This is a genomic window from Mycolicibacter minnesotensis (assembly GCF_010731755.1).
Taxonomy (GTDB): domain Bacteria; phylum Actinomycetota; class Actinomycetes; order Mycobacteriales; family Mycobacteriaceae; genus Mycobacterium; species Mycobacterium minnesotense.
Map to the genome: position 1 here is coordinate 1,564,400 of NZ_AP022589.1, position 23,776 is coordinate 1,588,175.

At 70.5% G+C, this 23,776-nt stretch carries 5 protein-coding genes; 1 reads left to right on the forward strand and 4 read right to left on the reverse strand.

All coding sequences use genetic code 11. From position 1 onward, the window contains the following. Window positions 1-41 precede the first annotated feature (41 nt). On the forward strand, window positions 42-665 hold the full coding sequence (locus tag G6N09_RS07500; RefSeq protein WP_109558907.1) for a GNAT family N-acetyltransferase: 624 nt from the start codon (window positions 42-44) through the stop codon (window positions 663-665). A gap of 145 nt (window positions 666-810) precedes the next feature. Here the strand turns inward: G6N09_RS07500 and G6N09_RS07505 are convergent, their stop codons facing one another. The 4 genes from G6N09_RS07505 to G6N09_RS07520 all read right to left on the reverse strand — a co-directional run bounded on the left by G6N09_RS07505 (window position 811) and on the right by G6N09_RS07520 (window position 23,638). After that, entirely contained in the window at window positions 811-9,885 is a 9,075-nt protein-coding gene (locus tag G6N09_RS07505) for a hypothetical protein (RefSeq protein WP_163752704.1), read from the reverse strand. A 138-nt stretch (window positions 9,886-10,023) separates the two neighbouring features. Continuing rightward, window positions 10,024-18,798, reverse strand: coding sequence for a PE family protein (locus G6N09_RS20270; protein ID WP_220096734.1), 8,775 nt, complete (start codon window positions 18,796-18,798; stop codon window positions 10,024-10,026). Between the two features lie 87 nt (window positions 18,799-18,885). Continuing rightward, window positions 18,886-21,291 (reverse strand): hypothetical protein, encoded by a 2,406-nt coding sequence (locus tag G6N09_RS07515; protein ID WP_083025344.1) that lies wholly within the window; start codon window positions 21,289-21,291, stop codon window positions 18,886-18,888. 40 nt (window positions 21,292-21,331) lie between these two features. Next, window positions 21,332-23,638 (reverse strand): autotransporter outer membrane beta-barrel domain-containing protein, encoded by a 2,307-nt coding sequence (locus G6N09_RS07520; protein ID WP_234806990.1) that lies wholly within the window; start codon window positions 23,636-23,638, stop codon window positions 21,332-21,334. Window positions 23,639-23,776: the final 138 nt, after the last annotated feature.

The following is a 23,776-nucleotide window of genomic DNA, read 5'->3' on the forward strand; positions in this document are numbered from 1 at the left end:
ACCACTCAAGCCGATTCGGCGACAACGGATTCGGGTGCGCGATGAGTGCGCGCATGCCGCGGCATCGGACTGGTCTCAGCGACTACATCAACTCGGTGCCGGCTCCGCCACTGCCGATACTCGCTGAGCCCTACAGTATTCGTTTCGCAGACCAGCCCGGCGACGCCGCGATGATCTCCGAATGGATGAACCGGCCGCATCTGGCCGACACCTGGGGCTACGCCTATCCGGCCGACCAGTGGCAGCGCCACATGGATGTCCAATTCGCGGATACGTACTCACGCCCGTACGTCTACAGCGTCGACGGGGAACCGCTCGGTTATATGGAGCTGTTCCGGGTGGCAAAGGACGACCTGGCCACCGTGTATGACGCCCTGCCCTACGACGTTGGCCTGCACGGCGCGATGGCCGATCCCTCGATGGTCGAGAAGGGGCACGGCAAGAATATCTTCGGCCCCCTGGTGGCCAGTATTTTCGCGGCCGAGCCAGAATGCCGACGGATCATCGGCGACACCAATGCCGGTGAAGGCTCCTACGGACGCCGGTTCTGGGAGCGCCGCGGCGGCACCTTCCTCGGCGAGCACTACATGGCCAAGTGGGATCAGCACATCGCGTTGTTCGCCTGGCTTCGGAGCCCGGAAGACATGCCGGGGCATCGCAACTAGCCAGAGACGCACCCGGCCGGGGCGGTGACAGATCCCTCTGTCACCGCCCTTTTTGTTCGGCTGAAGTTCGGCTAGCCCTGCAACGAACGAATCCCCGGACCCGACACCGAAGTGTCGGACCGGGGATTCGTACGTTCGCGTTGGGCTACGGCGCGCCCGTGCCGCCAGCGCCACCGGTGCCGCCCACACCGGCCGGGCCCTTGCCCGCACCGGCGGCAGTTCCCTTGCCACCGGCGACTCCGTCGTTACCGGCGACACCGTCGCCGTTGGTTCCGCCGGAACCACCCTTGCCACCGCTGCCGCCACCGCCTGCCCAGCTGGACTTGCTGGGCCGATTAGCACCGTTGACGCCGTTGCCACCCTTGCCGCCGACACCGCCGGCGCCGCCCTGAGCCTGGGTGCCGTCGGCGTTGAGGCCACCTTGGCCACCGGTTCCGCCCTGGCCACCGTTACCGCCGGAGCCACCGGTGCCGCCACCGCCGGTGCCCTGACCGACGAGGCCGTTGTACCCGGCGCCACCGGCTCCACCGTTGCCACCGACGCCGGCCTTACCGCCGACGCCGCCCTTGCCGCCGAAGCCGCCGGCGCCGTGTTCGCCGGACTTGCCGTCGCCCAGCGCGACACCGCCGGCGCCACCCTGGCCGGCCGCGCCGCCGACTCCGCCGTCGCCGCCCTGGCCACCCTCGCCACCGGTGCCACCGGTGCGGCCGGGCAAGCCGAGGCCGCCGGCGCCGCCGGCACCGCCGATACCGCCGTTGCCGCCGGTACCGCCGGTACCGCCGATACCGCCGTTGGCACCGAGACCGCCCTTGCCGCCGTCGCCGGTCAGGGTGCCACCGGCACCACCGACGCCGCCGGTACCGCCTGCGCCACCCGCAAACCCGGTGGCACCCTTGACACCGTCACCACCGGTACCACCGGGCATGGCGTTGCCGTTCGGGTCCTTGGGCATGTTGCCGGTTCCGCCGTTTCCGGCGACCGAGGTGTTGGCACCGGCGTTACCACCGGCGCCGGCGTTACCACCGGTGCCACCGGTGCCGTGCTGGGCAGCGGAGCCACCGTTACCGCCGTTGCCGCCGGCAGCGCCGGCGCCGTTGGCGGCGTTGGTACCCGAGGTGCCACTCGAACCGATTCCACCGTTACCACCGGTGCCACCGTTGCCGTATTCGCCGGTAGCGCTACCGCCGGTACCGCCGTGACCACCGGCCTGCGCCAGGCCGCTGCCCAGCACCGTGCCGTTGCCACCGTTACCGCCGGTGCCACCGACCGCCACCGCGCCGCCCTTGCCCGCGGCGCCGCTGTCGGCCTGGGAGGCGCCATCGCCACCGAGGCCACCGGCCCCGGCCGCGCCGCCCGCACCGGCGGTGCTGCTGCTGTTGCCGCCCTTGCCGCCAGAGCCCGCGACCAGGTTCGAGCCACCGCCCGCACCGTCGCCACCGCGGCCACCGACACCGGCGTTACCGCCGGCACCACCGTCGCCACCGACTCCACCGACGCCGTCCGCACCGCTGTTGCCGAGAGTCGCGGTACCGCCGGCGCCACCGTTACCGCCGGCGCCACCTTCAGCACCGGCGCCAGCCGCGCCAGTGGCGTTGCCACCGACGCCACCATTGCCGCCGGTACCCGCACCCGCGTTGGTGCCCGCGGCGCCGTTGGCCGCGTTGCCGCCACCACCGCCGTGGCCACCGACACCACCGTTACCACCCACACCGCCGTCACCGGAGATCGAACCGCCGACACCACCGAGGCCGCCGTTACCGCCCGCGGTACCGGCCGTGCCGTCAGTGCCGTTGCCGGATCCATCGGTGATACCCGCGACACCGTTGGCACCGGCACCGCCGTCGCCGCCTGCACCGCCGTGACCGATGGTTCCGCCGGCGCCACCGTTACCGCCGTGGCCGCCCAGCTGGCCCAGCGCGGCGTTACCACCGACGCCACCGTTACCACCGTTGGCACCGAGGAGGGCACCGTCCTGACCATTGTCAGCCGCGGTTCCGTCGCCACCGAGGCCACCGGAGCCACCGGAGCCCGCCGTACCGGCAACACCGCCGGCACCACCGTGGCCACCGGACCCAGCGATGGCGTTCACGCCGCCACCAGCACCGCTACCGCCGTTGCCACCGTTGGCACCGTTGCCGGTGTTACCACCGACACCGCCCGCGCCACCGGCACCGGCCGCGCCGGTGTCACCGAGGGTCGCCGAACCACCGACACCGCCGGCGCCACCGTTACCGCCCGCGCCACCGTTTCCGTTGGTGCTGGTCGCGTCGGCGCCGTCGCCACCGTTGCCACCCGTGCCCGCGCCGGCGTTCGCTCCATTGGCTGCGTTGGCACCGGCGCCACCGTGGCCACCCGCGCCACCGACGCCGCCGAGACCGCCCACGCCGCCGTTGCCGGAGGTCGTGCCACCGGCACCACCTCCACCACCGGCACCACCGTTGCCGCCTGCAGTTCCGGAGGTGCCATCGCCGCCACCGTCGGTGATGCCGTTGACTCCGGCCGTACCCGCTCCACCGTTACCGCCGGCACCACCGGTGCCGATCGCTCCGGCCGCGCCGCCCTTACCGCCGGCACCGCCATCTTGTGCGGCATCGCCCGGCAAGAGCACACCGTTGCCACCGTTGCCGCCGGCGCCACCGTCGCCACCGGAACCGTTGGTTCCGGCCTGGCCACTGGCCGCCTGCGTGCTGCCCTGGCCGATGCCGCCAGCTCCACCGATACCGCCGAGGTTGCGGTCACCACCGGTGCCGCCGTCGCCACCGTTTCCGGCGACCAGGCCGCTGCCGCCGTTGCCGCCCGCACCACCGGAGCCACCGTTACCGGCGTTACCGGCGTTACCACCGGCACCACCGACACCACCCGCGCCGTTGGCGGCGTTACCGCCGATACCTCCAGCACCACCGGCGGCTGCGTTACCGCCCTGGCCACCGGTGCCGCCCGAGTTGCCGGCTCCCGCGACGACACCGTTGCCGCCGTTGCCACCGCTGCCGCCCGTGCCGCCGGCACCACCGACACCACCGGCGCCCGAGATGGTGCCGCCAGTGCCGCCGTTACCACCTGCACCACCGAAGCCACCGTTACCGCCGAGGGTCCCGTTGCCGCCACCGTCAGTGAGACCGCCCACGCCGCTGCCGCCGTTACCGCCAGCGCCACCGGCACCACCGGTACCGATGATTCCGGCCGCGCCACCGTTACCGCCGTAGCCACCAGCCTGACCAGTCACACCGTCGGCCAGCATTTGGCCGATACCACCGGCACCACCGTTACCACCGTTACCGCCGCCACCGTCGGCACCGATGGAACCGTTCGTACGGTAGGTCACGCCGTCGCCGTTCAGGCCGCCCTTGCCCGCGGCACCACCGACGCCGCGGTCACCACCGGAACCGCCGTTACCACCGTGGCCAGCGGTGGCATCTGCACCGCCACCGGCACCCGCGCCACCGTGACCGCCGCTACCCGCGACACCGGAGGCACCACCGTTACCGCCGATACCACCGCTTCCGTTGAGCCCTGCGGTGCCGTTGGTCGCGGAGCCACCGGCACCACCGTTACCACCGGCTCCACCGACGCCACCGTTACCGCCGTTGCCACCGTTGGTGCCGTCGCCACCGTTGCCGCCGGAGCCTGCGATTGCGTTGGCGCCCGCCAGGCCCTCGATGCCCGCGCCACCGGCGCCACCGTTGCCGCCCGCGCCACCGACGCCGCCCAGACCACCGTTACCGGAGACCGTGCCGCCCTTACCGCCGCTGCCGGCGTTACCACCGGCTGCGCCGTTGCCGCCGGTTCCGCCGTTTGCCGTGGCGACCGATCCGACGGCACCGGCTGCGCCGGCACCACCGTTGCCGCCCGCGCCACCGGTACCGATGGTTCCGGCGTTGCCGCCGTAGCCACCGGCACCACCGATCTGAGCGGTGCCATCGCCGAGCAGCACACCGGTGCCACCCTTACCGCCGGCGCCGCCGTTGCCGCCAGTCGCTGCGGCACCCGCACTTCCGCCAGCCGCCTGGCTGGTGCTGGAGGCGTTCCAGCCGCCGGTGCCGGCCGTACCCGCGGAGCCACGGTTGCCACCGTTGCCGCCGTTACCGCCGGAGCCTGCCACCGAACCGCTTCCGCCGCCGGCGCCGTCCGAACCGCGGCCACCGTTGCCGGCGTTACCCGCGTTGCCGGCGTTACCGCCGACACCACCGGCACCTTCGGCACCGGCGCCACCGTTGCTGGCGGTGCCACCGGCGCCACCGGTACCACCGGCACCACCGTTACCGCCGATTCCGCCGTTACCACCGTCGGTGCCATCGGTACCAGACCCGCCGCTACCGGGAGTGACCACCACTCCGCTGGTGCCATTGGCACCGTTGCCCGCGTTTCCACCAGCGCCACCAGCGCCACCGACACCACCGGCACCACCGTTACCGGCAGCAGTTCCGCCCTGGCCGCCGATGCCACCGGTACCACCTGCACCACCGTGAGTGCCGTTGGTGCCATTGCCGTTGATGTCGGTAATGCCTTCAGTACCAGCGGCACCTGCGCCACCGACACCGCCGACACCACCGTTGCCGGCGGTCGCCGCGTTACCGCCGTGGCCACCAGCGCCACCGCCCTGACCAATGTCACTGACGCCGATCACACCGGCACCAAGACCACCGGCACCACCGGCACCACCGTCGGTTCCGAGACCGGCCGCACCGCCGTTGCCGGATGCGCCATTGCCGTCGGTACCCGCACCGCCGACGCCTGCCTTACCGGCTACCGCGCCATCTGCACCGTTACCACCGTTGCCGCCGGCACCTGCGGTGGCACCACCGCCACCGCCAAGGCCCGTACCGCCGACACCACCGCCACCACCGGAGCCACCGGCACCGGCGTCACCGCCCACGCCGCCGATTCCAGCAAGCGCCTCGCCACCAGTACCACCGGTACCGCCAGCGCCACCAGCTGAGGCGTTGCCACCGTTGCCACCTGCGGTGTCCGCGATAGTCGCGTCGGCACCGGCGCCACCGGAGCCACCCTTTCCGCCGGCTCCACCAACGCCGCCGGCGCCGCCGTTGCCGGAGGTGGATCCACCGAGACCACCGACGCCACCGTTACCGCCAACACCACCGACGTAGCCGTTGGTGCCGTTGCCGGAGCCGTCGGTGAAGCCGTCCACTGTCGCGCCGACGCCACCGGCACCACCGGCACCGCCGTTGCCGATCGCGGCAGCGCTACCACCGACGCCACCGTTACCGCCGCCCTGGCCGACTCCGCCACTCAGACCCACACCGGCGCCACCCTGGCCGCCGATGCCGCCGTCACTGGCGACGCCGTCGGGCCGCGCGGAGCCGTTGGCCCCGTTAGTGGTGCCCGTACCGCCGAGGCCGACCTGGCCTGCGGAGCCACCGAGTGCGCCGCTACCGCCGTTACCGCCGTTACCCGCGTGGGCAGCGCCGCCGCCGCCGAGGCCGGTGCCGCCGACGCCACCGACGCCACCATTGCCACCGATTCCGGCGTTACCACCGTCGCCACCGGCGCCGTTGGTCGCCGTGCCGCCCTGTCCACCGTTACCGCCCACACCACCGGCGCCGGCGTTGCCACCGTTGCCGCCGTCGGTGTCGGCCACCGTGGCGTTGGCACCCGCGCCACCGGCGCCACCCTGGCCACCGACACCACCGAAGCCGCCGTGACCGCCGTTGCCCGAGATGCTGCCGCCGGTTCCACCCTGGCCGCCGTCGCCACCGATACCGCCGACAGCGCCATCGGTGCCGTTGCCACCGTTGCCGGTGACTCCGTCCACCGTCGCGCCGGCGCCACCGGTACCACCGAAGCCACCGTTGCCGACCGTGCCGGCGTTGCCGCCGTTACCACCGGCGCCACCGCCCTGGCCGATGTTGGTCGCGCTGATCAGGCCGACGCCGTCGCCACCGCGGCCACCATCGGCGCCGTCAGCGTTGACCCCGTCAGTACCCACTGCACCAGCGTTGCCACCGACGACACCGATGCCGCCGACACCGGAAGTACCGGCCTTGCCTCCGGCGGCACCGTCACCGCCGTTACCGCCGGCACCGGCGTTGGATCCGCCCCCGCCGCCACCACCCTGACCGCCGACCGCCGCAATACCGGCGTCACCACCACTGCCGGCCGCACCACCGATGCCACCAGTACCGGTGGCCGAGATGCCACCCGAGCCGCCGTTGCCGCCCGCGCCGCCGGCGCCCGCTGCGCCACCGTTGCCGCCTGAACCATCGAGGAGGTACGCGTCATCGGCTGCGCCGCCGTTACCGCCGTGACCACCCTGGCCACCGGCACCACCGGCACCACCATCGCCGGAGTTCGCGCCACCGGCGCCGCCGGTACCACCGTGACCACCAGAGGCACCGCTACCGCCAGCCGTACCGTCGATGACGACCGTGGTGCCGTTGACGCCCGATGCACCGCTACCGCCGTTGCCGCCGACGCCACCCTGGCCGTCGTTACCGGCGGCACCGCCGTTACCACCGGCGCCACCGGTCTGCGCGACGATGCCGCCGAGCAGCTCGCCCTCGCCGCCGTGGCCGCCATTACCGCCGTTGCCTCCTGCACCCGCCGCACCGGTGTCGCCGGTAGCGGCCTGCGCGGTGTTGTCCGCGTTCCAACCGCCGGCGCCACCAGAGCCTGCCGTGCCGCGGTTACCGCCCTGGCCGCCGTTGCCGCCGGATCCAGCGGTGGCACTGTTGCCGCCGCCCGCGCCCGAACCACCGTTACCGCCGTTGCCGGCGTCACCGGCCGCACCGCCAAGACCACCGGCGCCACCGTCGCCCTGGGCGCCTGCGTTGCCCGCGGCCGCGGTGCCGCCGGCACCGCCCTGACCACCGACGCCACCGGTACCACCGGTTCCGCCGTTACCGGCATTGACACCATCGGTGCCGTTGCCACCGCTGCCCGCTGCGGCGTCGACACCGTTTTCACCGTCGAAGCCCTTGCCGCCGGTACCGCCGGTACCGCCGACGCCGCCGACGCCGCCATTGCCGCCGTTGCCCGAGAGCGCACCACCTGCGCCACCCACGCCACCGGCACCACCGGCCGCACCGGTTCCACCCGACAGGCCGTTGCCACTGAGGTCGGTGGCACCCGCCTTACCGGTTGCACCCTGACCACCGGCACCACCGTTACCGCCATTACCGACGTCACCGGCGTCACCGCCGTTACCACCCGCGCCACCCGCCTGGACGGTGCCATTGCCGAGGATCTCGCCGGCGCCACCTGCGCCACCGTCGCCGGCATTTCCGGTGGAACCCACAGCGCCCGCAGCGCCGTCGGCCGCGTACTTCGAGCCGCCACTGGCGCCACCGGCGCCAGCGTTACCGCCCTGTCCGGCGATCGACGTGGAGCTTCCGCCCTTGCCGCCGGCGCCTGCCGTTGCTGCAGATCCGCCGCCGGCACCGGCACCACCGTTGCCACCCGAGCCTGCTGCGCCACCGGCACCGCCGTCGCCACCGATACCACCGACGCCGTGCACACCGGCGTTTCCGAGCACCGAGGTACCACCGACGCCTCCGGCGCCACCGGCGCCGCCGTCACCACCAACGCCGGCGATACCGCTCGCGTCGCCACCGTCACCACCGTTGTTACCGCTGCCCGCAGCGGCATCCGCACCGTTGACACCGTTGGCCGCGTCGCCACCGGCACCACCTGCGGCACCCGCGCCACCGGCGCCACCGGCGCCACCGTTACCAGCGATAGCCGAACCACCAGCGCCGCCGATACCACCGGCGCCACCAGCGAGACCTATGGTGCCGTCGCCATTGCCATCGGTCTCACCAGCGGTGCCAGCGGCGCCGGCGCCGCCGTTGCCGCCCGCGCCACCATTACCCAGGTTTCCAGCGTCACCACCAGCACCACCAGCACCACCAGTGCCACCCGCCACCACAGCGTCAGCACCGTCACCACCAGCACCACCAGCACCACCCGTGGTCGCCGCAGCACCCACAGAACCGGCAACCACACCCGCGCCACCATTACCCGCAACACCCGCGTTACCGCCAGCACCACCAGCGCCACCATCAAGCGTCGAGGAGTCACCATCAGCACCCGCGCCACCATTACCACCAGCACCAGCAGCACCACCATTGCCGCCATTGCCACCGATACCAGCAAGACCCGCCGCACCGATCAGACCACCGGAACCACCAGCGCCACCAGCGCCAGCCGCACCACCAAGACCACCGTTGCCACCATTACCGGCATCAGTACCCGCAGCACCGGCCAGGATCGCATCGATCCCATCGCCACCAGAACCACCAGCACCACCAGCAGCACCCTCGCCACCAGCGCCACCCTTACCGCCGGAACCGATCAGCCACGAACCCCGACCACCGGCACCACCGTTACCACCGGCACCACCGTTATCACCATTACCGCCATCAAGACCGGCAAGACCAGCCACACCGGCAGCACCCAACGCACCGTCGCCACCGAAGCCGCCATTACCACCAACGCCATAGAACAAACCGGCACCAGCACCACCGGCACCACCATTACCACCGACGCCACCATCGATGCCCTCACCACCAGCGCCGCCGTCACCACCGACACCCATCCACCAGCCGCCAGCACCACCAGCGCCACCATCGCCGCCATCGAAGCCGTCACCACCGGCACCACCATTACCGAACGAACCCGCCGAACCACCGACACCACCGATGCCATCCAGCGACGTACCCGCGTCACCACCATCACCGAACCACAAACCACCAGCACCACCAGCAGCCTGCGCCAACGTCCCACCATCAATACCGTCGGCACCATTACCGATCAGAATCTGACCGAAACCGAACAGGTTGATAACCGAGTTGACCTGCTCACCGATCGGGCTCAAGATCCACGCCTGACCCAAGTCATACAACGGCGTGTAGAACAACGAACCGAACCAGTCATCAGCAGCCGCCACACCCGGCAGATCCGCCACCGACGCATCAAACGACACACCCAAGTTCGACAACAGCGGCTCCCACGCCCCCTGATCGAACAACGTGTCCCACGACGACGCCTGACTCAGATCCGCAAACGCAGTCGCCAAATCCGCACCGAGCAGATCAACCACCCAGTCCAACTCATCAGCATGCGCAGCAGGCGCCGCCGACAACGGCGACATCCCAAACGTCAAAAACGCACCAACCGCACTCCCGGCAGCGGCCACCCGGCCACCCCGGCGGCCTAAGGCGCCAGCGGACCCACGACGCCCTTTGCCGTGCTGCTTGTCAGTCATGCGGGACTCCCTATTCTGCGACGAACCCATGTCGGTGATGTTGTGTCTGATCGAGTTGTTATCGGTGCCGAGGTCTCGGTACCGCTGGAGGTTCTTCGGTTACCTGGCTAGGCAGCCGCGGGGTGTTCGGTGAGGCCATTAGCCGGTGGCTCCCGTGGTGCCGGCGCCACCGGCACCGCCCGTGCCACCCGTGCGGCTACCGGTGCCCGACGGGTTACCACCCGCGGTCCCGGCCGCGCCCGGGGCCGGGACGTTGCCACCACCGCTGGTGCCGCCCTGGCCACCCTGACCACCCGTTCCGCCCTTGCCGCCGGGGAAGGCGGTGCCGGAGCCGCTGGCCGTGCCACCGTTACCGCCGGTGCCACCCTTGCCAGCGTTACCGCCGGCGGCGTTGGTGCCGGTGGTGCCGCTGGTGCCGGATGTGCCGGTGCCGTTGTTCTGGGCGCCTGCCGCACCGGCCGTGCCGCCGGTGCCGCCGTTGCCGCCGTTGCCGCCCTTACCGCCGTCGCCGCCCTCACCGCCGGCCGTCGTGGTGCTGGTACCGGCCGCACCGGTACCGCCCTTGCCGCCCGCGCCACCGGCCGAACCCGTAGCACCGTTGCCGCCGTTGCCGCCAGAACCGGAGTTGCCCGAGTTGGTGCCGCTGGCGCCACCGGCACCACCCGCACCGCCGTTGCCGCCGTTCTTGCCCGCGCCACCATCGACGCCGGTTCCACCCTTCAAGCCGGAGTTGGCTGCCGGCTGGGTTCCCGTTCCACCCGCCGCGCCGGCTGTAGTACCTGCACCACCGGCACCACCGTTGCCGCCCTTGCCGCCGTTGCCGTCGAGCAGGGCGCTACCGCCGGCACCGCCGGCGCCACCGGACTGGCCGTTGTTCGAGGCGTTGCCCGCGGCGCCCGTGGCGCCGTTACCGCCGTTACCGCCGTTACCCGCCGCACCGGCCGAGCCGTTGGCCCCGCCGCCGGCCTGAACGGTGTTGTTGCCGTTCCAGCCGCCCGCGCCGCCGACACCCACCGCGCCTGCGTTGCTGTTGCTGTTGCCGCCATTACCGCCGGCACCCGCGACTGTGCCGTTTCCGACGGTGAGCGTGGCACCGTTGCCGCCGTTGCCGCCGCTACCGGCGCTGCCGGCGTTGCCACCTCGGGCACCGGCACCACCGACGCCGTTGGCACCCGTGGAGCCGACGGTCGCAGTGCCACCGATGCCGCCGTTGCCGCCCTTGCCGCCGGCGCCACCGTTACCACCGTTGCCGTTGGCGTCGCCACCGTTACCACCGGCAGCACCGGTTCCTGCGGTGGCGTTGGCGCCATTGGCGCCGCTGGCCGCGTTGCCACCGTTACCGCCGGTACCACCGGCGCCACCGTTACCGGCCGCACCGCCGTTACCAGACGTCAGGCCGCCCTTGCCGCCGGCGCCACCGTTACCGCCGAAGCCGCCGCTGACACCGTTCGAGCCCTCGCCGGACACCTGCGTGGTGCCGTTGGCGCCCGCCGCGCCTGCGCCGCCGTTACCACCGGCGCCACCGGTGCCCACCGCGCCTGCGCCACCGCCGGCACCGCCGTTACCGCCGGACTGGGCAATACCGCTGCCGAGCATCTGGCCGGCGCCACCGGCGCCACCGTTACCGCCGTTACCGGTGGCCGCGCTTCCGGCCGCGCCGAAGGTGCCGCCGGCCGCGATCGTGCCGTTGGCGCCGACACCACCGGCGCCCCCAGCCGCACCGACACCGGCGAAGCCACCTCGCCCACCGTTACCACCGTCACCTGCGACGTTGTTGATGCCGCCGCCGGCACCGGCACCGCCGTTGCCGCCGCGACCGGCCTGGCCACCGGCCCCACCGTCGCCGCCCTTGCCGCCGAGACCGACCGCGCCTTGCGCTCCGTTGGTCGCGGTGCCACCAAGCGCACCGGCACCACCTTGGCCGCCGAGGCCGCCGTTGCCGCTGACGCCGGCGTCGCCGCCGTTGCCGCCGTTGAGGCCGCTGCCCGCAGTCGCATTGGTGCCGTCGGCGCCGTTGGCCACGCCACCGATACCACCGTTACCGCCGAAGCCGCCGCGTCCACCTGCGCCACCGTTACCAAGCTGGCTACCGCCTGCACCACCCACGCCACCGTTACCGCCGACACCGCCGGCGGTTCCGTTGGTGCCGTTGCCGCTGCCGTCGATGATGCCGTTGGCGCCAGTCGCGCCGACTCCGCCGTTACCACCGGCGCCGCCGTTGCCGATGATGCCGGCCGCGCCACCGATGCCGCCGTTTCCGCCGTTCTGCGACGCGCCGCTGCCGAGGATCTGGCCGGCGCCACCGTTTCCGGCGTTACCGCCGTTGCCGCCGCCGCCCAGCGCCCCATCGGTTCCGTTGGCCGCCTGGCCGCCCACACCGAGGCCGCCCGCGCCACCGATGCCGGCGGCACCGAGCCGGTCGCCACCTGCACCACCGTTACCGCCGTTACCGGCCACGGCGTTGAGGCCGCCGCCGCCACCGACGCCACCGACGCCACCGTTGCCCGCGTTGCCGGCGTTACCACCGTTGCCGCCCACACCGGCGTTGCCGGCGACAGCGTTGCCGCCCTGACCGCCGGCCGCGCCGCTGGCGGAGTTGCCCGCCGCGCCACCGTTGCCACCGTTGCCGCCGCCGGTGCCGGCCGCGCCGTTGCCACCGTTGCCACCGCTACCGCCCGCGCCACCGTGGCCGCCCGCGCCACCGTTTCCGGAGAGTGCTCCACCGGCACCGCCGTTGCCGCCGATACCGGCCGCCGCACCGTTGCCACCGTTGGTGCCGTTGCCGTCACCACCGGTGATTCCAGCCGTTCCGCTGGCGCCGTCACCACCGTTGCCGCCCGCACCACCGTTACCGACGTTGCCACCGGCTCCACCGTTACCGGCCTTGCCGCCGGCCTGTCCGGTTCCGAAGGCTCCGTTGCCGCCGTTGCCACCGTTACCACCGTTACCGCCGTGCGCGGCCGCGGCCCCGTCGGCGCCGTCGGCCCGCTGGGTGCCGCTGGCATCGAAGCCACCGTCGCCGCCGGTGCCGGCCACCCCGATGTTGCCACCGGTACCGCCGTTGCCACCGGTACCGGCGATCGGGTTGACGCCGCCGCCGGCGCCGTTACCACCGCGGCCACCGTCGGCGCCGGTTCCGGCGTTACCGCCGCTACCACCGACGCTGCCGAAGCCGTCCAGGCCTGCCACGCCGTTGGTCGCGGATCCGCCGGCGCCGCCGTTACCGCCGTTACCGCCGTTTCCACCGATGCCGCCGTTTCCGCCGGCAGAGCCGTTGCTGCCGACGCCGCCCGTGCCGGCGACCGCGTCCAGGCCCGCCTTGCCAACCGCACCGTTGCCGCCGTTGCCGCCGGTGCCGGCCACGCCGGCACCGCCGCCTGCGCCACCGTTACCGGAGATCGAGCCGCCCTTGCCGCCCGCGCCGCCGTCGCCAGCGTTGCCGCCGGAGAGACCGTTTCCACCGTGGACCACGCCGCCGGTGTTGCCGTTCGCGCCGTTGCCGCCGATGCTGCCGGAGCCGCCGGCGCCACCGGCGCCACCGTTACCGATGGTCCCGGCGTCACCGCCGGCGCCGCCTGCGCCACCCTCTTGCGGGATGCCGCCGGCCAGCACTGAACCGTTGCCACCGCGGCCACCGGCTCCACCGTTACCGCCTGTTCCGATGCCGCCGTTGCCGCCGTTGACGGCCTGCTGACCGGAACCGCTCAGGCCGCCCTGGCCGCCGAGTCCGAACTGACCACGGTCGCCGCCGTCGCCGCCGTTACCGCCGTTACCGGCCACCAGGTTCACGCCGCCGCCAGCGCCGTTGGCACCGGTGCCGCCGTTGCCGGAGTTGCCTGCGGCACCACCCTGACCACCGGCACCACCGGCACCGGCCGCGCCGTTGTTGCCGACCGTGGCGGTGCCGCCGAGGCCGCCGACGCCGCCGTTACCGCCCAGGCCACCGTTGCCGCCGCTGCCGCCATCGCCGCCGTCTGCACCGGAGAGGCCGCTGCCGAACACCGCGTTGACCGCGTTGGCACCGTTCGCACCGTGGCCACCACGGCCACCGGCACCGCCGGCACCCGCGGCGCCACCGGCACCGGCGTCGCCCGACTCGCTACCGCCGGCGCCACCGTTACCGCCGTTGCCGCCGAGGCCACCGACACCACCGTTGGTGCCGCCGGTGCCATTGCCGAATCCGTCGACGACACCGTCGGTACCGGCCTTGCCGGTGGAGCCAACACCACCGTTACCGCCCGCACCACCGACGCCGACCGTGCCGGCCGCGCCACCGCTACCGCCATCGCCACCGGCCTGCGGGGTGCCGTTGCCGTGCACCAGACCGACGCCACCGTTACCGCCGGCGCCACCGTTGCCGCCGATCGCCGCAGCGCCCGCCGCACCGTCACTGGCCTGCTGCGTCGCGCTGGCGTTCCAGCCGCCCTGGCCGGCAGACGCGCCGGCCGTACCGCGGACACCGCCCTGGCCGCCGTCGCCGCCGTTGCCCGCCTTGACACCAACGCCGCCGCCTGCACCGTTACCGCCCTGGCCGCCGTTTCCGGCGTTACCCGCGTCACCGGCGTTACCGCCCACGCCGCCGAGGCCTTCAGCACCGACCGCACCGTTGGTGGCGCTACCGCCGGCGCCACCGTTGCCGCCGGTACCGCCGTTACCGCCGACACCACCGTTGCCGGCGTCGCCACCGTCGGTTCCGTTGCCACCGCTGCCCGCGATGGCGTTGACACCCGCCGTGCCATTGGCGCCGTGGCCACCGTGGCCACCGTTGCCGGCCGCGCCACCGTTACCGCCCGCGCCACCGTTGCCCGAAACGGAGCCACCGGCGCCGCCAACGCCGCCCTGGCCACCAAATCCACCGTCGGCACCATTGGTGCCGTTTCCGGAACCGTTGGTAATTCCGTCGACGGTCGCACCGGCGCCACCCTGGCCACCGGCACCGCCGTTGCCCACCAGGGCCGCGGCGCCACCGGCACCACCGGCACCACCACCCTGGCCGGTGTTCGTCGCACTGATCAGGCCCGCACCTGCGCCACCGTTACCGCCGGCACCGCCGTCGCTCCCGGCACCCGCGCTGCCCGCGGCGCCCTGGGCGCCGGCTTGGCTCCCGGCGCCGCCGACGCCTGCGGCACCCGCGGCCCCGCCGACCGAACCCGCACCACCGTGACCACCGGCACCGGCGTTCGTGGCACCGCCACCGCCGAGACCCGAGCCACCGGCACCCGCGATGCCCGCGTCACCACCGTCACCGGCGTTACCACCGTCGCCACCTTCGCCGCTGGTGGCCGAACCACCGGCACCGCCGATACCGCCCTGGCCGCCGGCTCCGGCGTTGCCGCCGTTACCGCCCGCGGCGTCGGCAACGGTCGCGTTGGCACCGGCGCCACCGGCGCCACCGTTACCACCATTGCCCGCGTTGCCACCGGCGCCACCGTTACCGGAGGTGGAGCCACCCGCACCACCGGCACCACCGTTACCACCGGTGCCGCCGAGGAAGCCCGCGGTGCCGTTGCCGGCGAGGTCCGTGATTCCCGCGACGGTGGCACCCAGGCCACCAACACCGCCAGCGCCGCCGTTGCCGACGGTTGCGGCGTTACCACCGGCACCGCCGACACCACCGGCCTGGCCCGTCAGACCATTGCTGGCCAGTCCGCTGCCGTTACCACCGGCACCACCGTTGGCGCCGTCACTGCTCACGCCGGCCTCGCCCGCGGCTCCGCCTGCACCCGCGCCGGCGGAGCCTGCCCCGCCAGTACCAGCGATACCCGCAGCGCCACCGTTGGCGCCATTGCCGCCGGTACCACCGTTGCCGGCCGCATCCTGGCCGTTGCCACCGAGTCCGGCGCCACCGTTGGCGGCCACACCGGCCGCACCACCGTTACCGGCATCGCCGCCCGCACCACCGGTGCCCTGGGCTGCGCTACCACCGGTACCGCCCTTGCCGCCGGCACCACCGGCTCCGGCGTTGCCGCCGTTGCCGCCGGCAGCCCCGGCGACCGTTGCGTCGGCTGCGGCACCGCCGCTTCCGCCGATACCGCCCTCGCCACCGGTGCCACCGGTGCCACCATCACCAGAGAGGGATCCGCCCGCGCCGCCGAGGCCGCCCTGACCACCGGCTCCGGCGTTGCCGCCCGCGGTTCCGTTGCCGCTGCCGTCTGTCGTTCCGTCTGTTCCGTCGGCACCCCGGCCACCGGCGCCACCAGCGCCACCATTGCCGTCGACTGCCGCGTTTCCGCCGTGGCCACCAGCGCCACCAGCTTGGCCGGTCACACCATCGCTGGCCAGACCGACCCCGTCGCCACCGGCACCGCCGACACCACCGTTGCTACCAGCACCGTCGTCACCAGCGGCGCCCGTGGCACCGCCATCGGTGCCCGTACCGCCCTGACCGGCAGCGCCACCAACGCCGCCGGCGCCACCAACGCCACCGGCGCCGGCCGCGTTCAGGCCGCCACCACCGAGACCCTTACCACCGGCCGCGGCCTGACCCGCGTCACCACCGTTACCCGCGACACCGCCGGCGCCGCCCAGGCCCCCATTGGCAGAGGCGCCGCCGGCGCCACCGTCGCCGCCGATGCCACCAGTGCCGGCACCGCCGCCGTTGTGGCCGGCGCCGCCAGCAACCGTGGCGGCCGCCGCCGCACCGCCGTTGCCACCGGTACCACCGGTACCACCGGCGCCACCTACGCCGCCGATGCCAGAGTTCGAACCGCTGATGCCACCGGTACCGCCGGCGCCACCCGTACCACCGGTGACGCCAACCGTGCCATTGCCGAGGCCGTCGGTGAATCCGTTCTCGCCAGTCGCGCCCTGACCACCAGCACCACCGGCGCCACCATTGCCGTCGACATCGGCGTTACCACCGGTGCCACCGACGCCACCGGCCTGGACCGTGCCGTCGCCGAGGAGCTCGCCGGCGCCACCGACACCGCCGGTACCACCGTTTCCTGTGCTGCCAACCGCACCGTCTGCACCATCGGCCGCGTACTTCGAGCCACCGCTGGAGCCACCGGCACCACCGGCACCGCCTTGCCCCGCAACCGAACTCGAGTTACCACCGTTGCCACCATTACCAGCTGCGGCGCCCAGGCCGCCGCCGGCACCGGCACCACCGGTGCCGCCCACGCCTGCGGCGCCACCAACGCCACCGTCGCCACCGATACCACCGACGCCGTGCACACCGGCGTTTCCGAGCACAGAGGTACCACCGACGCCTCCGGCGCCACCGGCGCCGCCGTCACCACCAACGCCGGCGATGCCGCTCGCGTCGCCACCGTCACCACCGTTGTTACCACTACCGGCAATCGCATCCACACCGGCTGTGCCATCCGCCGCGGAGCCACCGACACCACCGGAACCGCCCCGGCCACCGGTACCACCAGCGCCACCGTTACCGGCAACCGCCGCACCACCAGCGCCACCTACGCCACCGAGGCCACCGACGAGGCCGCTGGTGCCGTCGCCGCTGCCGTCGGTCTGGCCGGCCTCACCGACACCGCCGGCGCCGCCGTTGCCGCCCGCGCCACCATTACCCAGGTTTCCAGCGTCACCACCAGCACCACCAGCACCACCCGTGCCACCCGCCACCACAGCGTCAGCACCGTCACCACCAGCACCACCAGCACCACCCGTGGTCGCCGCAGCACCCACAGAACCGGCAACCACACCCGCGCCACCATTACCCGCAACACCCGCGTTACCGCCAGCACCACCAGCGCCACCATCAAGCGTCGAGGAGTCACCATCAGCACCCGCGCCACCATTACCACCAGCACCAGCAGCACCACCATTGCCGCCATTGCCACCGATACCAGCAAGACCCGCCGCACCGATCAGACCACCGGAACCACCAGCGCCACCAGCGCCAGCCGCACCACCAAGACCACCGTTGCCACCATTACCGGCATCAGTACCCGCAGCACCGGCCAGGATCGCATCGATCCCATCGCCACCAGAACCACCAGCACCACCAGCAGCACCCTCGCCACCAGCGCCACCCTTACCGCCGGAACCGATCAGCCACGAACCCCGACCACCGGCACCACCGTTACCACCGGCACCACCGTTATCACCATTACCGCCATCAAGACCGGCAAGACCAGCCACACCGGCAGCACCCAACGCACCGTCGCCACCGAAGCCGCCATTACCACCAACGCCATAGAACAAACCGGCACCAGCACCACCGGCACCACCATTACCACCGACGCCACCATCGATGCCCTCACCACCAGCGCCGCCGTCACCACCGACACCCATCCACCAGCCGCCAGCACCACCAGCGCCACCATCGCCGCCATCGAAGCCGTCACCACCGGCACCACCATTACCGAACGAACCCGCCGAACCACCGACACCACCGATGCCATCCAGCGACGTACCCGCGTCACCACCATCACCGAACCACAAACCACCAGCACCACCAGCAGCCTGCGCCAACGTCCCACCATCAATACCGTCGGCACCATTACCGATCAGAATCTGACCGAAACCGAACAGGTTGATAACCGAGTTGACCTGCTCACCGATCGGGCTCAAGATCCACGCCTGACCCAAGTCATACAACGGCGTGTAGAACAACGAACCGAACCAGTCATCAGCAGCCGCCACACCCGGCAGATCCGCCACCGACGCATCAAAAGACACACCCAAGTTCGACAACAGCGGCTCCCACGCCCCCTGATCGAACAACGTGTCCCACGACGACGCCTGACTCAGATCCGCAAACGCAGTCGCCAAATCCGCACCGAGCAGATCAACCACCCAGTCCAACTCATCAGCATGCGCAGCAGGCGCCGCCGACAACGGCGCCATCCCAAACGTCAAAAACGCACCAACGGCACTGCTGGCCCCCAACAGTCGCCGGCTACGCCGACCCTGCTGACCGATGCCCGAAGTGTTACGCCCTACCGCCATTTGGGATTTCCTATCTGTGTGGCCCACAGTTGTGCTGTCTCTGTCTGTCATGAAGTTTGGATCTGGTGACCTGCCGGTCAGCAGGGCTTAGCCGTAGTACCCCAACGCCGCGGCGATCTGCTGCGGGATGTCATTGAGCCATTCCGACGCCACACCGAAGAAGTTGCCGGTGACGCTCAGCAGGCCGATGTCGGACAGACCCAAGCCGTCGATCAGTCCGTTGATGTCCAGGCTGCCCAGGCCCAGGTCGGTCAGCAGCGAGTTGATCGTGGCGTCGAGACCGAGGTTGGAAACGATGGTGTCCAGGTCGAAGTTGTCCAGACCGATCCAACCCAGGAGGGTGCCCAGGGTCGGGTCGCCCAGCACGCTGGTCATCACGTCGGTGATGAACTGGTCCAGGTGCACCTCGTCCAGACCCAGGCCGTTGAGGATGCTCTCGATCGAGACACCGCCCAACAGGCTGTCGATGAATCCGTAGAGGGTCTGGTCTCCCAAGCCCAGGCCGTCGAGGATGCCGGCGATCGAGATGCTGCTCAGCCCAAGGCGGTCGACCAACATATCGATCGAGATGTTGTTGAAGCCGAGGTTGTTGAACATCTGCTGGATGTAGAGGTCGTTCAATCCCAGGCTGTCGATCAGGCCGGACAGGCTTTGGCTGCCCATACCCCAGGACGTGAACAGTTCGTTGAACGTGGTATCGGTCAACCCCAGACCGGCGACCACACTCGTGAAGAGTTCGGTCACCGTCGGGTCGAAGCCCCAGGCGGTGAAGAACTGGCCCAGAGTCACATTGCCGGTCAGATCGCCCAGGCCGTCGAACAGGTCCTCGAGCGTGTAATTGCCGATGCCCATGGCGTCGATGCCCTGGATCACGGTGACGTTGTACAGGTTCAGGTTCTGGAGAGTTACGCCAACGGTGTTGGTGCCCATCACCGCGCCGAGGGTGGGGTTGCCGGCCTTTTCGAGGAGGCTGGCCTGGTCGGGGGCGAGAATGCCCAACGGTGTGTCACCCAGGTTGGGGTAGGCCGGGTTCGGGCTAGGCAGGGTGTAGAGCAAGGCCTGAACCGGGATGTCATTTACCGGAGTGTCGGGAGGGTAGCCCATGGTGTTCTCGCCGATCGGCATCTCCTGGAAGATGTCGCCGAGCGTCGTGTTGCCGTAGTCGCCGATGAAGTCGGACAAGGTGGCACCCGGCGGGAACAGGGAGAGCAGCATGTCCGTCAACGGAGTGCTGGCGTTGATGTCTGGTCCGAGGAAACCCTGGTTGAGCAGATCGATCAGGGTCTGGTCGCCGTAGTCGCCCAACATTGCGGGGAGCGCGCCGATGGTGATGGCGCCGATCCCCATCTGGTCGAAGAAATCGGTCAGCGACGGGTCGCCGAATGAATCGGTCAGCAATCCGCCGACAGTCCAGTTCGGGTCGATAAAGCTGGACAGCGACTCGCCGCCCGTCGCGCCGAGCAGGTCCTTGATCAGGCCACCGACGGTGGCATCGTCGCCGCCGACAAAGCTCAAAACGAGCTCGGTCAAAGTGGGGTTGCCGATGTCGGTCTGGTTGAGCAGTGCGATCAGCAGGCTGGCGACGGAGTCGCCGGGCTCGATTCCACCAAGGCTCTCCAACAGCTCAGCGATGGTGGGGTTGCCGATACCGGCCTCGTTGAAGAGGCCGATCAGCAGGTCGGAGAGCGGCTGGGTGCCGATTCCCATGTCGTTGAGGACGTCCACCGGCGTCAGGTGACCAAGGCCGAGACCGTCGAGCAGGTCGATGATCAGCGTCTCCAGCGGAACATCGCCGATACCGGCCTGCGAGAGCAGCCCGGTGATGGTGGTGTCACCCAAGCCCGACAATTCGACGACGTCACCGATGTTGAAGTTGGCGTCGATCGGCTGCCCGGGGGTCAATACGCCGTTGAACAACGGGAAGTAGGCGCCCCCGACGTCGACACCGCCGCTGCCATTGAGGAAGGCATCCAACAACGTCGCCGGCATGCCGAACAGCGCCGAGAACGCCTGCACCGGGTCGGTGAAGAGGTTACTGAAGATTTGGTTCAGCACCTCGCCGAACGCGGTGCCCATGGTCACCCACGGACCGATTCCGGCCAGCAGCGAATTCAGCCACAGCGGCATCTCCACGCCGATGTTGACGGGGAAGGGCAACGCCTGGACGTCGATGGTGGGCATCGAGTTGGTGAAGATGTTGACGACATCCGGGATGCCGCTGATCGCCTCTTGCGGGTTCGTGAGGATGTGCTGCAGCAGACCCCACATGTCGACCGAGTTCTGGTTCAACGCCTGCAGACTGGCGATGGTGTTCTCGAACAGGTCGGTATAGGGCGAGAAGAAGTCCGCCGTCAGCGCAACGCCGCGCTGCTCGGCCAGCCCCAGCTGATGCTGAAGCTGCGGCAGATTCGAGGCCACGGCCGGAACCGCGACCAGCCCCACCCCGGCAACAGCCAGACCAGAGGTGACGTAGGGACGAAGTGTTTGCTGCATGACGCCCTCCCGGACGGAAGTTCCGAAGTTTCCCTGTCGCTTAGCCACTGAGCACCGCCGTGATCTGGTCCCCCAGGCCGTCAAGCCAGTAGGACATAGAGCCCCAGAATTCACCGATCTGCGCGTTGATCACGGTCATGTCGGCGATACCCATAGACGTCAGCAGCTCGTCGACGGTCTGAAGGCCGAAGTCGCCGAGCAGTGAGCTGACCGTCGAAGCGCCGAACAGCGAGTCGATCAGCTCGTTGAGGGTCTGATCACCCAGGCCCAGGGCGATCATCTGGTCGGCGATGGTCGAGACACCGAAGAACTGGTCGAAGAGGTCACTGAGCGACTGGCCGCCGAGGCCGAAGTCGTTGAGCATCTCGTTGACGGTCTGCGGCCCCAGCGCCTGACGGATGATGTCGTCGATCTGCAGGCTGCCCAGGCCACCGTCATCCAGAGCGTTGGCGACGGTCTGGTCACCGAAGGTCTGGGTGAGCAGCTCGCTCATGGTCTGGTTGCCCAGACCAGAGGCGGCGAGCATGTCGATGATGGTCTGGTCCGCGGGCACCAGCTGGTCGATCAGCGCCGACAGCGGGGTACTGCCCATTACGCCCAGCAGCGACGAGAGCGGTGCGTCGGGCAGACCCGCCAGCACCAGGTCGGTCAGGGTCTGGTCGGCCATGCCCGACTGTTCGAGCATCTGTCCCAACGTCATCGAGAAGTTCGTCGAGATCAATTCGTTGAGGCTCATCTCGCCCATCGGGCCGAGCATCGAAACGAGTGGAGCGTTCAACTGGTCGCCCAAGAAGCTGGCGATGGTCGTACCCGCCAGGGAAGTCGACAGGAGCGCGTCACCACCCTTGTCCAGCGGGGTCATGCCGGTGGCCTTGAGCATGTCGTTGACCGTGAGATTGCCGGTGATGTAGGACAGGTTGCCGAGAATGGTTCCCACCGACAGGTTGGTGATACCCAACAGGTCAGTGATGTTGCCGACGGTCACCGTGCCGAAGCCCGCGTAACCCATGATCTCGGCCACCGTGTCGTCGCCGTAGGAGCCGAGTACCACCGAGGCCAACTGGCCGATGTCCGCGTCGGCAATACCGGCCGAACTGAGCAGGTCCATGATTGTCTGGTTGCCCAGGCCCAGCCCGCCGAGCAGCTCGGTGACGAACTCGTGGGTGGTCTGAGCGCCGAGGCCGGTGGCGTCAAGGATGTCCGCCGCGGTTTGGCCGCCGAGGCCCACCGCGTCTACCGCTGTCTGGAGCAGGCCGTTGAGCGTCAGGCTGCCGGCGCCGATGTCGGTGAGGAGCTCGTTGACCGTCGGGTCGCCGATACCCATCGCCTCAAGCACGTCCATGCCCAGGTCGGCCAGCTTGAGGTCGGCCAGGCCGATGTCGTCGGCGATGTCGATGACCGTGGTGTTTTCGAAGCCCAGCGCGTTGGTGATGTCGATGGCGATGTCGGCGACCGCAACGTTGCCGATTCCCAGCATGTCCATGATCTCGGCGATGGTGGGGTTGCCGATGCCCACCGCGTTGAAGACGGTGCTCAGCACATTGGCGACCTCGAGGTTGCCCAGGCCGAGAGCATTGACGACGTCGACGGGGGTGTCGTCACCCAGACCGACGCTGTCCAGCAGGCCGGTCAGCATGCCCGCAACCTGAAGCGTGCCGATCCCGGTCTGGTCCAGCAGGCTGGCGATGGTCTGGTCACCGATGCCGAGGTTGTTGGCCCACTCGCTGGCGGTCTCGTCGATGATCAGGTTCTGGTCAGGGACCAGGATCCCGTTGAAGGCCGGGATGCTCAGGCCGACCACATCGATGGTACTGGTGCCGTTCAGCCACGCGTCCAGCAGTTGCGGGACCGCGGTGAACAGGGCCGCAAACGGGTCCAGCGGGTCACTGGGGTTGAAGATCTGGTTGAGAATGTCCTGCATCGCGTCATTCACCGTGACCAGCGGGCCGATGACCCCCATGCCGATAGTCAGGATCGGCGAGAGCAGGACCATCAGCGGGTCGGAACCACTGATCGACGGCATGATCGAGGTCAGGAACTCAAAGACCTCCGGTAGCCGCGTCAGCGAGCTCGGGTCGGAGAAGATCTGCTCGAGAAGGTTTCCCCAGCCGTTGTCCGTCCCCATCGCCACCAGGTTGGTGGCGGTGTTGTTGAACAGATCCTGCCAAGGTCCGAAGAAGTCGGCCGTGAGCTTGACGCCCTGGTCCTGGATCAGTTGAAGAGCCCGTTGAGGCTCGGCGTGGGGCCGCAGTACCGCCGCGGGAACGGCCCCAGTAACCGCGATCAACGCGGCACCCGCGATGGCGACACCGGGGGTGACGTAAGGGCGAAGCGCCAGCTGCATCATGCTCTCCTACGGACACTGACTACGGACGTTGCTTAAACTTACATGAGTTTCCCGTTTTGTCTAACCGAAATCTTTTAAGCAGCAGCTTCATCAAAACCGTGCCCAGTCACACGTGGAGCGATGCACTTCGCTCGCGTT

Bases quoted from the DNA above. Each gene is read 5' to 3' on its own strand.
- G6N09_RS07500 (WP_109558907.1), top strand. From the start codon at position 42: ATGAGTGCGCGCATGCCGCGGCATCGGACTGGTCTCAGCGACTACATC.
- G6N09_RS07505 (WP_163752704.1), bottom strand. From the start codon at position 9,885: ATGACTGACAAGCAGCACGGCAAAGGGCGTCGTGGGTCCGCTGGCGCC.
- G6N09_RS20270 (WP_220096734.1), bottom strand. From the start codon at position 18,798: ATGGCGGTAGGGCGTAACACTTCGGGCATCGGTCAGCAGGGTCGGCGT.
- G6N09_RS07515 (WP_083025344.1), bottom strand. From the start codon at position 21,291: ATGCAGCAAACACTTCGTCCCTACGTCACCTCTGGTCTGGCTGTTGCC.
- G6N09_RS07520 (WP_234806990.1), bottom strand. From the start codon at position 23,638: ATGATGCAGCTGGCGCTTCGCCCTTACGTCACCCCCGGTGTCGCCATC.